General features: G+C 34.6%; 13 protein-coding genes. 6 read left to right on the forward strand and 7 right to left on the reverse strand.

Annotated features, from left to right (window positions below):
- Positions 1-2: 2 nt before the first annotated feature.
- The 6 genes from polA to ACFINZ_RS03145 form a co-directional block, all read right to left on the reverse strand.
- Positions 3-2,930: a DNA polymerase I gene (gene polA / locus ACFINZ_RS03120; RefSeq protein ID WP_375701164.1), complete on the reverse strand. Its 2,928-nt coding sequence runs from the start codon at positions 2,928-2,930 to the stop codon at positions 3-5.
- 299 nt (positions 2,931-3,229) lie between these two features.
- Complete coding sequence (gene dnaQ / locus ACFINZ_RS03125) at positions 3,230-3,937, reverse strand: DNA polymerase III subunit epsilon (RefSeq protein ID WP_375633965.1); 708 nt, start codon at positions 3,935-3,937, stop codon at positions 3,230-3,232.
- Between the two features lie 4 nt (positions 3,938-3,941).
- The gene (gene coaE / locus ACFINZ_RS03130) at positions 3,942-4,529 is read right to left on the reverse strand and encodes a dephospho-CoA kinase (RefSeq protein ID WP_375701165.1); all 588 of its coding nucleotides are present in this window, start codon (positions 4,527-4,529) and stop codon (positions 3,942-3,944) included.
- Complete coding sequence (locus ACFINZ_RS03135) at positions 4,526-5,398, reverse strand: shikimate dehydrogenase (protein ID WP_375701166.1); 873 nt, start codon at positions 5,396-5,398, stop codon at positions 4,526-4,528. The genes coaE and ACFINZ_RS03135 overlap by 4 nt, the downstream gene beginning before the upstream one ends.
- The gene (locus tag ACFINZ_RS03140) at positions 5,391-5,987 is read right to left on the reverse strand and encodes a Maf family nucleotide pyrophosphatase (protein WP_375701167.1); all 597 of its coding nucleotides are present in this window, start codon (positions 5,985-5,987) and stop codon (positions 5,391-5,393) included. Before ACFINZ_RS03140 ends, ACFINZ_RS03135 begins: the two co-directional genes overlap by 8 nt.
- Positions 5,984-6,823, reverse strand: coding sequence for a pyruvate, water dikinase regulatory protein (locus tag ACFINZ_RS03145; protein WP_375701168.1), 840 nt, complete (start codon positions 6,821-6,823; stop codon positions 5,984-5,986). The genes ACFINZ_RS03140 and ACFINZ_RS03145 overlap by 4 nt, the downstream gene beginning before the upstream one ends.
- Positions 6,824-7,375: 552 nt before the next feature.
- Here ACFINZ_RS03145 and rho point away from each other — a divergent pair.
- The 6 genes from rho to ACFINZ_RS03175 all read left to right on the forward strand — a co-directional run bounded on the left by rho (position 7,376) and on the right by ACFINZ_RS03175 (position 14,344).
- On the forward strand, positions 7,376-8,641 hold the full coding sequence (rho, locus tag ACFINZ_RS03150) for a transcription termination factor Rho (RefSeq protein WP_015857121.1): 1,266 nt from the start codon (positions 7,376-7,378) through the stop codon (positions 8,639-8,641).
- Between the two features lie 31 nt (positions 8,642-8,672).
- Positions 8,673-9,980 (forward strand): tRNA uridine-5-carboxymethylaminomethyl(34) synthesis GTPase MnmE, encoded by a 1,308-nt coding sequence (gene mnmE / locus ACFINZ_RS03155; protein ID WP_375633957.1) that lies wholly within the window; start codon positions 8,673-8,675, stop codon positions 9,978-9,980.
- 106 nt (positions 9,981-10,086) lie between these two features.
- The gene (gene mnmG, locus ACFINZ_RS03160; RefSeq protein WP_375633640.1) at positions 10,087-11,955 is read left to right on the forward strand and encodes a tRNA uridine-5-carboxymethylaminomethyl(34) synthesis enzyme MnmG; all 1,869 of its coding nucleotides are present in this window, start codon (positions 10,087-10,089) and stop codon (positions 11,953-11,955) included.
- Positions 11,955-12,602 (forward strand): 16S rRNA (guanine(527)-N(7))-methyltransferase RsmG, encoded by a 648-nt coding sequence (gene rsmG, locus ACFINZ_RS03165; protein WP_375633639.1) that lies wholly within the window; start codon positions 11,955-11,957, stop codon positions 12,600-12,602. The genes mnmG and rsmG overlap by 1 nt, the downstream gene beginning before the upstream one ends.
- A gap of 6 nt (positions 12,603-12,608) precedes the next feature.
- Positions 12,609-13,406: a ParA family protein gene (locus tag ACFINZ_RS03170; protein WP_273790170.1), complete on the forward strand. Its 798-nt coding sequence runs from the start codon at positions 12,609-12,611 to the stop codon at positions 13,404-13,406.
- Between the two features lie 41 nt (positions 13,407-13,447).
- Positions 13,448-14,344, forward strand: a complete 897-nt coding sequence (locus ACFINZ_RS03175; RefSeq protein ID WP_375612765.1) for a ParB/RepB/Spo0J family partition protein — start codon at positions 13,448-13,450, stop codon at positions 14,342-14,344.
- A 21-nt stretch (positions 14,345-14,365) separates the two neighbouring features.
- Here the strand turns inward: ACFINZ_RS03175 and ACFINZ_RS03180 are convergent, their stop codons facing one another.
- Positions 14,366-14,833: a hypothetical protein gene (locus ACFINZ_RS03180; protein WP_375633638.1), complete on the reverse strand. Its 468-nt coding sequence runs from the start codon at positions 14,831-14,833 to the stop codon at positions 14,366-14,368.
- Positions 14,834-14,835: the final 2 nt, after the last annotated feature.

Raw genomic sequence — 14,835 nt, forward strand, 5'->3', positions numbered from 1 at the left:
AATTAATGTGCCTCATCCCAATTTTGAGCCGTCATAACTTTTACTTCAAGCGGTACAGATAAAGATAGAACCGGTATTGTAGCATTTTCCATAATATTTTTAACAACAGTCATGGTTTTTTTACTTTCTTCTTCTGGTACTTCAAAAATCAGTTCATCATGAACTTGCAGCAACATTTTTGCTGATAGTTTTTCTTCTTTTAAAGCATCTCCCATATGTATCATAGCGCGACGAATAATATCTGCTGCAGAACCTTGAATTGGAGCATTGATAGCTGCCCGCTCATTAAGAGAACGAATTTTTACATTCTTTGCTTTTATCTCTGGATAATGGATACGACGTCCAAAAATTGTTTCTACATAACCATTTTCACGTGCAAAGATTTTGGTCTTCTCCATATAATCTTTAATTCCTGGAAATCTTTCAAAATACAGTTGAATATAACGACCCGCTTCTTGGCGTGAAATTCCCAATTGATTGGCTAGTCCAAAAGCTGAAATACCATAAATAATACCAAAATTAATCGCTTTTGCACGCCGTCGTATATCTGAATGCATTCCTTCTATCGCAACACCAAACATTTGTGATGCCGTTATAGCGTGAATATCATGCCCTTTAGCAAAAGCTTCTTTTAATGCTTTTATATCCGCAATATGTGCAAGAATGCGCAACTCAATCTGACTATAATCAGCAGAAAGTAACACATGTCCTTTGGGAGCAATAAAAGCTGTTCGAATTTTACGTCCTTCAGCAGTTCGCACTGGAATATTTTGCAAATTTGGCTCTGATGATGATAACCGACCTGTTGATGTTATTGCCAAAGAATAATTTGTATGAACTCGCCCTGTTTTTGAAAAAATATAAGAAGGCAAGGCATCTGTATAGGTAGATTTTAGCTTTGAAAGTTGACGCCACTCAATAATTTTACGCGGTAAAATATGACCTTCAGCAGCCAACTCTTCTAAGGTCCGTGCAGAAGTTGACCATTGTCCACCCTTAGTTTTAGCGCCTCCAGGCAATCCCATTTTGCCAAAAAGGATATCCCCTAATTGCTTTGGCGAAGCAAGATTAAACTCTTCATCAGCTTGTTTGTAAATTTCCTCTTCTAGAATCAAAGCAGCTTGTGCTAACTCTCCTGAAAGACGCAATAAAATCTGCCTATCAATAAGAATCCCCCGTTCTTCCATTCTTGCAAGAACTTCTACAAGAGGCCGATCAAGACGCTCATAAATTTTTGTCATTCCACGAGCAACAAGTTGCGGTTTCAATACTTGCCAAAGACGTAGCTTTATATCAGCATCTTCCGCCGCATAAAGGGTTGCTTGTTTTAAATCTACTTGTGCAAAAGAAGTAATTTTTTTCCCGTTATGCGTTAAATCTTTATAGGCAATTGGTTTATGCTCAAGCCAACGTTCAGACAAATCATCCATATTATGGGTTAACATTCCAGCATCAAAAGCATATGATAAAAGCATGATGTCGTCAAAAGAGCTTATCATAATGTCATATTGCTTCATCACCAACCAATCATATTTTATATTATGACCAATTTTTAACACCGCTGAATCTTCTAATATCGGTTTTAAAAGTGCTAAAGCTTTTTGGTCCTCAATCTGTGAGGCAATGCGCCCGCCCCTCAAAAGGTCCTCTTCTCCTTCATCAAAATGTTCAAGAGGTATATAAGCTGCTTTTTCCGGCTGTAATGCGAGTGAAAAACCAACAAGCTTTGCTTGCATCGGATCAAGAGATGTTGTTTTAGTATCAAAAGCAAAAAAACCCTGCTCTTGTGCTTGTGATAACCAGTCTTTTAAAATTTCCTCATCAAGAATTGTTGTATAAGCATCTCTTGTAATTTTTTGAGTCAGCGCTTGATCTTTACGTTTTTGTGCAAAAACTTGTGGAGAATTTTCAGAAAAATTATGAAGAGATGCGCGCTCAGTATTCTTGATATAAGAATCATGCCTGATATCAGAATCATTCCTGGGGCTTAGTTTTTCCCATTCAACATCTATATCAAGTGCGTCAATAACAGCTGCATCGCATGTCGTTGCCTCTGCCACGCGACGCGTTAATGTTGAAAACTCCATCGCTTTCAAAAAAGCAATTAAACGTGGACCATCTTGTGGCTCCAAAATAAAATCATCTAAATCATTATCTATAGGAACATCTGTTTTAAGCCTGACAAGTTCACGAGATATTTTAACTTGTTCTCTATAAGCTTGAATGTTTTCACGTCGTTTTGTTTGTTTAATTTCTGTTACGTTTTGCAATAAAAGATCAAGAGAACCAAATTCATTTAACAACTGAGCTGCAGTTTTTGGACCAATGCCTGGAATACCCGGTACATTATCCGTTGAATCTCCAATTAATGCTTGTAAATCAATCATTTTTTCAGGCGCAACACCCCATTTTTCTATAACTTCTGAGATACCTATATGCTTATCTTTCATTCCATCATACAAAGATACATGCGTATTTACGAGTTGCATAAGATCCTTATCAGAAGAAATAATGGTTGTTTTTGCCCCAACCTTTGTTGCCAACTTTGCATAGGTAGCAATTAAATCATCCGCTTCAAAGCCTTCCTTTTCAATACAAGGCAAATTAAAAGCCTTCGTTGCTTGGCGTATTAGCGCAAATTGAGGAATTAGATCTTCAGGAGGTTCAACGCGATTCGCTTTATATTCAGGATAAATTTGTTTCCGAAAAGTATCAGATGAATAATCAAAAATAACAGCAAAATGTGTTGGAACAACACCCGTAGCTGTATTACGAGCATCACAAAGTAATTTCCATAACATATTGCAAAAACCAGCTACTGCTCCTACAGGAAGTCCATCCTTTTTACGTTTTAAAGGCGGCAAAGCATAATAAGCACGAAAAATATAGCCTGATCCGTCAACCAAAAAAAGATGATCTGTTACTTTCATGACAATTTTTTCTCCATTTCAGCTAAAAAAACAAATTACCCTTATATATTTTTTCACTTTGCCTCTAAAAAGCCATTTTTTCTCTTCATAAAACGTGAAGTCGTTGCACTTTATATTAAGTACCTAGAGCTTTTCTTTGCTGTTACAGGATTAATAGCTTTCATTTTGCTCCTCCTATGATAGCTGAGGTACGATGTAGCGACAGGGTCGTTGTGGTGTTCCCCTCCCCACAACGACCGTTTTTTTTGACATCTATATTCTTTAATTTCAATCGTAACTCTTTTAGATAAAAGATGATATTATTCATGAATTTTGAAGTTTTTCCACAGAGCTTTTTCACCCATTTTGTAGATAAAATCAGCGTGTAACTTTTTTTCTTGCGTACTCAATCTTGAAGGTAAAACCTGTGGGCGAATTTTAACGGCATAAGATGTATCTTTATCGTTCTGGATATGTTCATCAATACCCCTTCTGTTATCAAAACCCAATACACCTTGCTTTCCACCGATGAGCTCAATATAAACATCAGCTAGAATCTCTGCATCAAGCAAAGCACCATGAAGAACACGATGGCTGTTATCAATTCCAAAACGTTTGCATAAAATATCAAGAGAATTAGGACCCATAGGAAATTTACGCCGCGCCATAGCCAATGTATCAAGAATATTATCAATACTGATAAGCGGTTTGTTGACGCGTTTTAATTCTGCATTAATAAAACCAATATCAAAACTCGCATTATGCGCAATCATTGTCGCGTCTTTGATAAATTCCAAAAATTCATCAACAATATCACTAAAACTTTTCTCGTTTTTCAAGCGTTCATTGGTTAATCCGTGAATTGCTACAACTTCATCAGGAATAATAACGCCTTCAGGGTTTAAATAAACATGAAATTGGCGTCCTGTGAGATAACGATCAACCATTTCTACACAACCAATTTCGATTATGCGATCTTTCTCTTTATCTAAACCTGTTGTTTCTGTATCAAAAATAATTTCACGCATGATTTTAATTCTTTAGCAATTTTTTTATCACATCAAAAACCTGTTGACGGGTATTTTCTAAATCTTTCCCTGTATCAATAATAAAATCAGCACGTTCTCGTTTTTTTTCATCTGGCATTTGTTGAGCATTGATAAAGGCAAATTTTTTCTCATTCATACCTTGGCGAATCATGACACGTTCTTTTTGTATTTCTGGTGGAGCAGAAACAACAATAACGCTATCCACACGACTTTCACCATTTTTTTCAAACAAAAGTGGAATATCAAGAATAACTAATTTTTTCCCTTGTTCACGCGCTATATCAATAAATTCCCTTTCTTTTTCTTGCACCAAAGGATGAATTATTTTTTCTAATGTTTGTAATTTTTCCTTATCATCAATCAAAATTTCAGAAAGTTTCAAACGATTAACTTCACCGTTTTCAACAACACCAGGAAAAATACGCTCTATGAATGACAAAGCTGGCTCACTTTTATAAAGCTGTTTTACTGCTTCATCAGCACTAAAAACAGAAATACCCGCTTGCTTGAAAAAATCAGCAACTGTTGATTTTCCCATAGCAATTGATCCCGTTAATCCTACGATCTTCATTCTCTTTTTTCACTCATATCCTCTAAAATGGCTGTCCGTAACGCTTTTGTCACCTGTGGTCTTATTCCAAACCACTGTTCAAACCCTATAACAGCCTGATGTAGAAGCATCCCAAGCCCATCAACCGTCTTGAGATCACAAGCCTTTGCCTGTTGTAAAAAAGGAGTTATCAATGGTGTATAAATAATATCTGTTACTAACGCCGTTTTTTTTGCTTTATGAAAATCGCAAAAAAAAGAATCACTTTTTTCTTCTGGAATTTTTATGCCAATAGATGTTGTATTAACAATCAAATCAACTTGATGAAGTATTTCATGGATTTTATACCAATCGTAAACTTTAATGATTTTTCCAAAATGCTGAGCTAAATTATCAGCACGTTGTTTTGTACGGTTAATTAAATAAATCTGTTCAAATCCGCGTTTTTTTAAGGCATATATGATAGCGCGTGCGGCACCACCTGCTCCAAAAACAAGAGCTGTTTCCCCTCCCCAATCAGATGCAAAATCATCAAGATTAGCGCTAAAACCATAGGCATCGCTATTCGTGGCACAAAGCTTATCTCCTTCATACCAAAGTGTATTAACAGCACCAATCATTGTTGCTCTCTCATCTTTATAATCTGCTAAACGAAAAGCTTCCTGTTTATAAGGTAAAGTAACATTTCCTCCACAAAAGCCTATTTTTTGTAAAGACGCAATAAAATGACTGAACTCTTCAGATGTTACTTCTTGTGCAAGATATTCTCCTTGTAAACCATATTGTTTAAGCCAAAAATTGTGAATTTTTGGCGATTTTGAATGATGAATTGGAGAACCAACAACAAAAGCACGCGGATAATTTGTTTTTTTTATTGTTAAGTCAACCATTAATAATTCCTAAGTGGCGCAGTTTTATGAGTAGAGGCAGCAAAGGTAAACCAACAATGGTAAAAAAATCTCCTTCAATTTTTTCAAAGAGATGAATTCCTTCTCCTTCAATTTGATATACTCCCACGCTGTTTAAAACATCTTTTCCTACGCGTGCTAAATAACGTTCAATAAATTCTGATGAGAGTAAACGGACGGACATATGTGCACTAAAAGCTTCAACCCAAATTTTTTGACCATTTTTAAATAAAGCTACCGCACTATGAAGAGAATGGGCTTTTCCTGATAACTTACATAAACGTTGATGTGCTTCTTTAATATTTGTTGCTTTGTGAAAAACTTGACCTTCCAAATCAAGAACTTGATCACAACCAATAACGAAAGCATCAGGAAAACGATCTGAAACATTTTTTGCTTTTGCACTCGCAAGAAAACAGCTGAGTTCTTTAGGTGTTTTTTCTTTTGCTTTTTTTTCTACTTCTCTTTCATCAAAAGAAGCTCCTTCAATGGAAAAATTTAAGCCTGCTTTTTTTAATAATTTTGCACGATAAAAACTAAGAGATGCTAATATTAAAGTATCTGCGTTCATGAGAATTTTCTCTCATTTCCTTCACGAAATCGTGATAACAGTTCAAATATTGCAGCAGCAGTTTCTTCAATAGAACGTCTTGTGACATCAATAATAGGCCAACCAAAACGTTCGCAAATGCGTTTTGCATAGATTAATTCTTCAGCTATGTTGATACGATTTGTATAATTATCAAGAGCAAAACTTTCTCCCAAATCTCGATTTTGGCGGATATGTGAGATTCTTTCAGCTGAAGCAATTAAACCAATAATTAAAGAATTTTTTACCTCTAAAAGAGATTCTGGCAAATCAATATTAGGAATAAGAGGAATATTAGCCGTTTTTATTCCGCGATTTGCTAAATAGATACTTGTTGGCGTTTTAGAGGTTCTTGAAATTCCCACAAGGATCACATCTGCTTCGGATAAGCTACTGGAAGACTGCCCATCGTCATGCTCTATTGTAAAATCCAGTGCCTCAATACGGCGAAAATAATCTGCATTAAGATCATGTTGTGCGCTCGCACGTAAATGTGTTGGCATTCCAAGGTAAGACTGAAAAGCATTTAAAACAGGATGCAATATATCAATACAGGGAACTTTCATTTCTTTACACCTTTTTTGAAGGAGAAGTTTAAATTCTTCATCAATCATTGTGTAAAGAACAATACCTGGCTCTTGTTGTATTTCATTAAGAGCTTTCTGTAACTGTATTCTATTACGAATCATAGGATAGATATGCTCTGTTGCCTGAATCATTGCATATTGCGATGCTACAGCTCTTCCAACAGAAATTAATGTTTCTCCTGTTGCATCAGAAAGCATGTGTAAATGAAAGAATTTTTTTTCTTTTGTCACAAAAATTTTAACTCCTTGTTAAGACATGTGTATATATCCTCACCGTTTTTTATAAAACTAAAATTTATGAAAAATTCTCCTTTTTTATGCACAAATTAAATGCTTGTGATAATTTAATCCCTCTTATAAAAAAAGAGGGGATAATATCTTTAAGATAGTGATATTTTTATTCTTTTTTCAGTTCCTTTTGTGGATAAAATTGAGGATAAATAATAATCCACACTAAACACAGTTATAAATAAGAATAATCCTTTCTTTAATATAAATTTATTAATATAAATTTCTGTAAAAAATACTTTTGAATAGCATTTCATTAATGCTATAATTCTAAATCACATTTTTGTTATTAAAATAATTAAATACTATTTGGATTTTATATTTTTTCAAGTTTTTCATATAATTACTTAATATTACAGGAACAAATTTCATATAAATGGTACTTGCAGATTAAAAAAATTGAGTGTAGGATATTTTTTCTTAATAATATTTCACTCATAAATTTCCATAAATTATTTAGAACAATCTTCTCCTTAATTACAAAGAGCATATTTCATGCAAAAAATGAAACTACAAGAACTTAAAAGCAAAAATCCCGTTGAGCTTGTTTCTTTTGCTGAAACATTAGAAGTTGAAAATGCCTCCCTTATGCGCAAACAAGAATTAATGTTTGCTATCTTGAAAAAACTTGCTCTACAAGACGTTGAAATTATAGGAGAAGGTGTTGTTGAAGTTTTACAAGACGGATTTGGATTTTTGAGATCTGCTGATGCTAATTATCTTCCTGGTCCTGATGATATTTATCTTTCACCTGCACAAATACAGTCGTTTTCTTTAAAAACAGGCGATACAATTGAAGGACCCATACGCAGTCCAAAAGAGGGAGAACGTTATTTTGCTCTCCTTAAAATTAATACAATTAATTTCGAAAAACCTGAAAAGATTCGTTATAAAATCCACTTTGATAATCTTACTCCTCTTTATTCAAATGAACGTTTCCAAATGGAAATACAAGATCCTACAGAGAAAGATATGTCATCACGCGTGATTGATTTGATATCTCCATTGGGAAAAGGACAAAGAGGGTTAATTGTAGCTCCTCCTCGAACGGGAAAAACAGTTTTACTTCAAAATATTGCTCATTCTATTACCACTAATCATCCTGAATGCTATCTCATTGTTCTTTTAATAGATGAACGACCAGAAGAAGTTACTGATATGCAGCGTTCAGTAAAAGGAGAAGTGGTTTCTTCTACTTTTGATGAACCAGCAATACGTCACGTACAAGTGGCAGAAATGGTCATTGAAAAAGCCAAACGTCTCGTTGAATATGGGCGTGATGTTGTTATTCTTCTCGATTCTATTACACGTCTTGGACGTGCATATAATACAGTTGTTCCTTCTTCGGGTAAAGTTTTAACAGGTGGTGTGGATGCAAATGCCCTCCAGCGTCCAAAACGTTTTTTTGGTGCAGCACGTAATATTGAAGAAGGCGGATCTTTAACTATTATTGCAACGGCTTTGATTGATACAGGAAGTCGTATGGATGAGGTTATTTTTGAAGAATTTAAAGGAACAGGTAATTCGGAAATTGTTCTTGATCGAAAAGTTGCTGATAAACGTATTTTCCCTGCTATGGATATTTTAAAGTCAGGAACGCGTAAAGAAGAACTTCTGGTAGAACGACAAGATTTACACAAAATTTTTGTTCTTCGTCGTATTTTAGCATCTATGAATGTAACAGATGCAATTGAATTTTTGATTGATAAATTAAAGCAAACAAAAAATAATAGTGAATTTTTTGATTCAATGAATACGTAGAGTTATTAAAGTTTTTATTAGGATAAAACCTGTGGATACAATCTTTGCTGTTTCGAGTGGATTGTTACCTTCAGGGGTTGCAGTCATTCGGCTTTCTGGTCCTCATGTTGTGGATATAGTTAAAACGCTTTGTGGTCGTTTACCTAAAGCACGTTTTATGCATTATGGAAATCTTACTGCTCGTGATGGTAGTTTTTTAGATTCTGGTTTAACTGTTTTTTTTCCTTCTCCTCATAGTTTTACGGGGGAAGATTGTGCAGAATTCCATTTACATGGAGGAAAAGCAGTAGTTAATCGTTTTCTCGATGAATTGTCGACATTTTCTGGATGCCGTATTGCAGAGGCAGGTGAATTTTCACGTCGTGCTTTTATGGAAGGAAAATTAGATCTTGTTCAAGCAGAAGGTCTTGCTGATTTAATAGAAGCAGAAACGGAAAGCCAACGGCGTTTAGCTGTTATGGGTACAAGTGGACATTTAACGACGCTTTATCGTGATTGGCGTCATAAGCTTATGAAGGCGCGTGCTTTTATTGAGGCAGAACTTGATTTTGTTGATGAAGCAGATATTCCCAACGCAATATCTGATAAAGTTTGGAAAGATGTTGATGATCTTTGTACTTCTATTCGGGAATATATTACTGAAGGAGAACGTGCGAGTATTTTACGTGATGGATTAAAAATTGTTATTGCTGGTGCTCCAAATTCTGGAAAATCAAGCATTATGAATCGTCTTTCAGGAAGATCTGTTGCTATTGTAACGGAAGAAGCAGGAACAACCCGTGATGCTTTAGAAATGAGAATTATTCTTGGTGGTTTACCTATTTTTTTAACAGATACTGCTGGTTTTAGAAAAACAGAAAATAAAATAGAACAGATGGGAATAGAAGTTGCTAAACAGCATGTTATGGAAGCTGATTTGGTTATTTTGGTTTATGATATAGGAAATCCTACGCAAGTTGATTTACCAGAAACATCGGCTGAAATATGGTGTGTTGGCAATAAGCTTGATCTTTATGAAAAAAGTGATCAGCGTTGGTCTATACAATTTTCCGCATTAACTGGTTTAAATTTTGATTATTTTATAAAAGAACTTGAATCATTTTGTCATTATCGTGCTTCTGAAATTGGAAATATTGTTCCAGCACGTAAAAGGCAACTTCAATTATTAAAGCAGGCTGTTAAAGAGATTGAATTTTCTCTTAATTATCATTCTCTTGATCTCAGTTTACGTGCAGAACATCTCCGTTGTGCAAGTGATTTTCTTGGGAAAATTACAGGAGATATTGATGTTGAAGATTTGCTTGATATTATTTTTTCAGAATTTTGTGTTGGTAAATAATGATTCACGTGAAACATTGATTATTTCATAGACAGATTATAAAGATTATGTAATTTATATCCTGTTTCACGTGAAACCTTATAATATTTTCTACGGAATGAATTAAATGCAATCATATGATGTTGTTATTGTTGGTGGTGGTCATGCTGGCTGTGAAGCGTCTTCAGCTTCAGCACGTGTAGGAGCCAAAACAGCGCTTGTTACACATAAAATATCAGCACTGGGAACAATGTCGTGTAATCCTGCTATTGGTGGACTTGGAAAAGGGCATCTAGTTCGTGAAATAGATGCGTTAGATGGTCTTATGGGAAGAGCAGCAGATGCTGCTGGAATTCAGTTTAGACTACTTAATAGACGTAAAGGACCGGCAGTAAGAGGACCACGGACACAGGCAGATAGACAACTTTATAAAAAAGCAATTCAAAAATTATTAAAAGAACAAGAAAATCTTACTCTTATTGAGGATGAAGTTATTGATCTGGTTGTTAAAGATAATTGTGTATCAGGTGTTATTTTAAAAAAACAAGGAACAATTTTTTCTGGTGCTGTTGTTTTAACAACAGGTACATTTTTAAATGGCTTTATTCATATTGGTAATAAAACATGGGCTGCTGGTCGTATGGGAGATCAGTCAAGTGTAAAACTTGCTGAACATTTGAAAAAATATCATATAAAACTTGGACGATTAAAAACAGGAACCCCTGCTCGTTTGAGTAAAAAAACAATTGCTTGGGAAGCTCTCAAAAAACAACAAGCAGATGAAAATCCCATACCCTTTTCTCTTTTAACAGAGAAAATTGAACAACCACAAATTGAATGTGCAATAACACGTACAAATGAGAAAACACATCAAATTATTCGCGAGAATATTTATCGCTCTGCTTTATATTCTGGAAATATTGAAGGGTTAGGACCACGTTATTGTCCTTCTGTTGAAGATAAAATTGTGAAATTTGGAGAACGTGATGGACATCAGATCTTTCTGGAACCAGAAGGATTAAATGATGATACTGTTTATCCAAATGGTCTTTCTACTTCTCTTCCTGAAGATGTACAAATTTCTCTATTGAAAACCATTGAAGGATTGGAAAATTCTATAGTTTTGCAACCTGGTTATGCTATTGAATATGATTTTGTTAATCCACAACAATTAACGAGAAACTTAGAATTACGTTCTTTACCGGGTTTGTTCTTAGCAGGCCAAATTAATGGTACAACAGGATATGAGGAAGCAGCAGCACAAGGACTTTTAGCTGGATTAAATGCTGCACGTAAAGTAGGTAAATTAGATGAAATACTTATAAGTCGTTCTACTGCTTATATTGGTGTTATGATTGATGATTTGGTTTCACGTGGTGTTTGTGAACCTTATAGGATGTTTACATCACGTGCTGAATTTCGTTTATCTTTACGATCTGATAATGCTGATACGCGTTTAACACCTTTGGCACAAAAATGGGGTATTGTGAGTAAAATACGTTGGGAATGTTATCAGAAAAAACAACAACGGCTTGATCAAGCACGATCAATATGTCAAAATCTTTTTTTAACACCCAATGAAGCTTCTGCTCATGGATTACATGTTAATCATGATGGAATTCGGCGTTCGGCTTATGATTTTCTTGCTTATCCTCATATGACCTTAGAGCGTCTTTCAAATTTTTGGCCACAATTACAAACAATTGATTCTAAAACAGCAGAATCTTTAGAAATTGAAGCACAATATGCGGTTTATTTAGATAAACAAGCACAAGATATTGCCTCTCTTCAGAGAGATGAGCGTTTAGAAATTCCTTCTTCTCTTGATGTTCAGGCAATTTCAGGTCTTTCAAATGAACTTAAATCAAAAATTCAAGAAGTGTCGCCGCGTTCAATTGCTGATGCACAAAAAATTGATGGCATGACACCCGCCGCGTTATCACTTATTATTACACATATTCAACGTCAACGACGTGAAAAGGCTAAAACAGCTTAATGAATTTTTCTACAGAAAAAAAATATCAACAATTATTAAATATTGTTCCTTCTGTTTCACGTGAAACGATGGAAAATTTAATTCAGTTTGAGTCTTTAATACTTCAGTGGAATGCACATATTAATTTGATATCTGCTACAACTATACCAGATCTATGGACACGACATATTCTAGATTCAGCACAAATTTTTCCTTTGTATGCTCATTCTTTACATTGGTGTGATTTAGGATCAGGAGGAGGTTTTCCTGCAATTGTGATTGCTATCTTTTTGAAAGAAAAAAAAACAGCACATATTAATCTTGTTGAAAGTAATGGGAAAAAAGTTGCTTTTTTGCGAACAGTTATTGCTCAACTTAATCTTCCAGCAACGGTTTATCACGCTAGAATTGAAGATATATATCAAAAAATTCCCATATCTGATATTATAACGGCACGGGGATTAGCGCCGCTTGATACTCTTTTACAACTCATTTTTCCTTTATTAACAGAAAAAACAATAGCTCTTTTGCAAAAAGGTCGGGATTACGCTACAGAAATAAAAAATGCCTCTGCCAATTGGCACTTTGATCTGTTAAAACATAAAAGTAAAGTTGATGAAAATTCTGTTATTTTGGAAATTTCTCATATTCGATCATATAGAGGGTAGAGCAAAATGAGCGAAACACGAATTATCGCTATTGCAAACCAAAAGGGTGGAGTCGGAAAAACAACCACAGCAATTAATCTTGCTACAGCTTTAGCGGCTATTGGTGAAAATGTCCTTATTATGGATGTTGATCCACAAGGTAATGCTAGTACAGGTTTAGGGATTGATCGTAATAGCCGTCCTTTATCTTCTTATGATGTTTTGGTTTCGGGCGTTTCAATTACACAGGCGGCTTTAAAAACAGCCGTACCCAATCTTTATATAGTTCCCTCTACACTTGATCTCTTAGGTGTGGAAATGGAAATTTCTTCATCAAAAGATCGCATACAACGCTTACGTAAAGCTCTCTATGATGATCCGGAAATGGAAAAAAAATTCAATTATATTTTAATTGATTGTCCTCCCTCCCTTAATCTTTTAACACTTAATGCTATGGGGGCTGCGGATTCTGTTTTAGTGCCTATGCAGTGTGAATTTTTAGCACTTGAAGGTTTAAGTCAATTACTTGAAACAGTAAAACAAGTGCGATCCGTACTTAATCCATCTTTAGAGATCCAAGGTATTGTTCTAACAATGTATGATGGACGTAATAACCTTTCAAATCAAGTTGTTGAAGATGTACGTTCTTTTATGGGAGATAAAGTTTATCGTACTGTTATTCCACGAAATGTAAGAGTATCAGAAGCGCCTTCTTTTGGCAAACCTGTATTGCTTTATGATCTTAAATGTGCTGGGAGCCAAGCTTATTTGCGTCTAGCATCAGAAATGATTCAACGTGAAAAACAAGCACGTGCTGCTGCTTAAAAATGTAAAATTTTTTGTAAGAAAACTCAAAGAGCAAAATTATGAACGATGATCTATCAAAAAAAAGACTAGGACGTGGATTAGCGGCATTGATTGGAGATATCAATTTAAACAACAATATTGCACGTTCATCAAGCTTTGATAAATTAAATGAATCCGGTAGTCTTTCTGAGCGATTTATTTCTATTGAATCTATTTCATGTAATCCTCACAATCCTCGGCGTCATTTTACTGAAACAGAGCTTGATAATTTGACACAATCAATTCGTCAACACGGTGTGGTTCAACCGGTTATTGTGAGGCCTTTAAGAGATCATCCTCATCGGTTTGAATTGATTGCGGGTGAACGGCGCTGGCGTGCAGCACAACGTGCAAATTTAAGTCAATTACCCGTTATTATTCGTGATGTGGACGATAAAACGGCTTTGGAATTGGCAATTATTGAAAATGTTCAACGTGCAGATCTTAATCCTATCGAAGAAGCAAAGGGATATGAGATGCTTCTAAATGAACATGATTATACGCAAGTAGATTTAGCGCAAGTTATAGGAAAAAGTCGTAGTCATGTTGCAAATACGCTTCGTTTGTTAAAACTTCCAGAAAAAGTACAACAATTCTTAACTGATGGACAACTTTCTGCAGGTCATGCACGTTGTCTTATAACCGTTGATGATCCACAAAATTTAGCTGAGAAAATTATTCGTGAAGGGCTTTCAGTACGTCAAACAGAAATACTTGCATATGAGCAAGCTAATCCTAAAACTAAAAAGCGTACCAATACGGAGAAAGATGCTGAAACAAAATCTTTAGAAAAATTACTTGCAGATGTGATAGGAATGAAAGTTATTATTCGACATGGTAAAAAAGGTGGAGATTTAAAAATACATTACTCTTCATTAGAACAATTAGATGAAATTTGTCGGCGTTTACAAAGTTAATCAATTGTTCTAAAAATTTTTTTAACAGTTATCTTTTAAAATTTTTATTATTCTATACATATGCTCTTTAGCAAATTCTATATTGCTTGGAGGTAAAAAGTTTTTTTCATAAGTAGAATTTCCTTCATCAGTAAGTACATACAATGTCGCTTGAAGTGCTAGGTGAGCAATAACAAACTCTTTCGGTGTTATATTATTTTCTTTTAAAATATTCACAAGTTTTGGATTATTAGAAATATAGGCAGCGTATTTTTCAATATTATCATTATAATTATTGAAATCACTTTTTTTATTTGTTTGTTCTGGTTCTGAAGATAAATTTTTACATTCTATTTTTATTTTTTCCAGCTTTAAAAGAAGATCTTCCGTTAAGGGATAATTTGCAATGAAAGGCGGTATAAAAGAAAGATCATCTATTTCTTGTTTTTTTTCTTGAGCGTATGATGCAAAAGGAAAAATGAAGAAAAAGCACAATAGAAGTTTAAACATGA

Origin of the sequence: Bartonella sp. AA81SXKL (assembly GCF_042196945.1) — a bacterium.
Lineage (GTDB): Bacteria > Pseudomonadota > Alphaproteobacteria > Rhizobiales > Rhizobiaceae > Bartonella.

Bases quoted from the DNA above. Each gene is read 5' to 3' on its own strand.
- polA (WP_375701164.1), bottom strand. From the start codon at position 2,930: ATGAAAGTAACAGATCATCTTTTTTTGGTTGACGGATCAGGCTATATT.
- dnaQ (WP_375633965.1), bottom strand. From the start codon at position 3,937: ATGCGTGAAATTATTTTTGATACAGAAACAACAGGTTTAGATAAAGAG.
- coaE (WP_375701165.1), bottom strand. From the start codon at position 4,529: ATGAAGATCGTAGGATTAACGGGATCAATTGCTATGGGAAAATCAACA.
- ACFINZ_RS03135 (WP_375701166.1), bottom strand. From the start codon at position 5,398: ATGGTTGACTTAACAATAAAAAAAACAAATTATCCGCGTGCTTTTGTT.
- ACFINZ_RS03140 (WP_375701167.1), bottom strand. From the start codon at position 5,987: ATGAACGCAGATACTTTAATATTAGCATCTCTTAGTTTTTATCGTGCA.
- rho (WP_015857121.1), top strand. From the start codon at position 7,376: ATGCAAAAAATGAAACTACAAGAACTTAAAAGCAAAAATCCCGTTGAG.
- mnmG (WP_375633640.1), top strand. From the start codon at position 10,087: ATGCAATCATATGATGTTGTTATTGTTGGTGGTGGTCATGCTGGCTGT.
- rsmG (WP_375633639.1), top strand. From the start codon at position 11,955: ATGAATTTTTCTACAGAAAAAAAATATCAACAATTATTAAATATTGTT.
- ACFINZ_RS03170 (WP_273790170.1), top strand. From the start codon at position 12,609: ATGAGCGAAACACGAATTATCGCTATTGCAAACCAAAAGGGTGGAGTC.
- ACFINZ_RS03175 (WP_375612765.1), top strand. From the start codon at position 13,448: ATGAACGATGATCTATCAAAAAAAAGACTAGGACGTGGATTAGCGGCA.
- ACFINZ_RS03180 (WP_375633638.1), bottom strand. From the start codon at position 14,833: ATGTTTAAACTTCTATTGTGCTTTTTCTTCATTTTTCCTTTTGCATCA.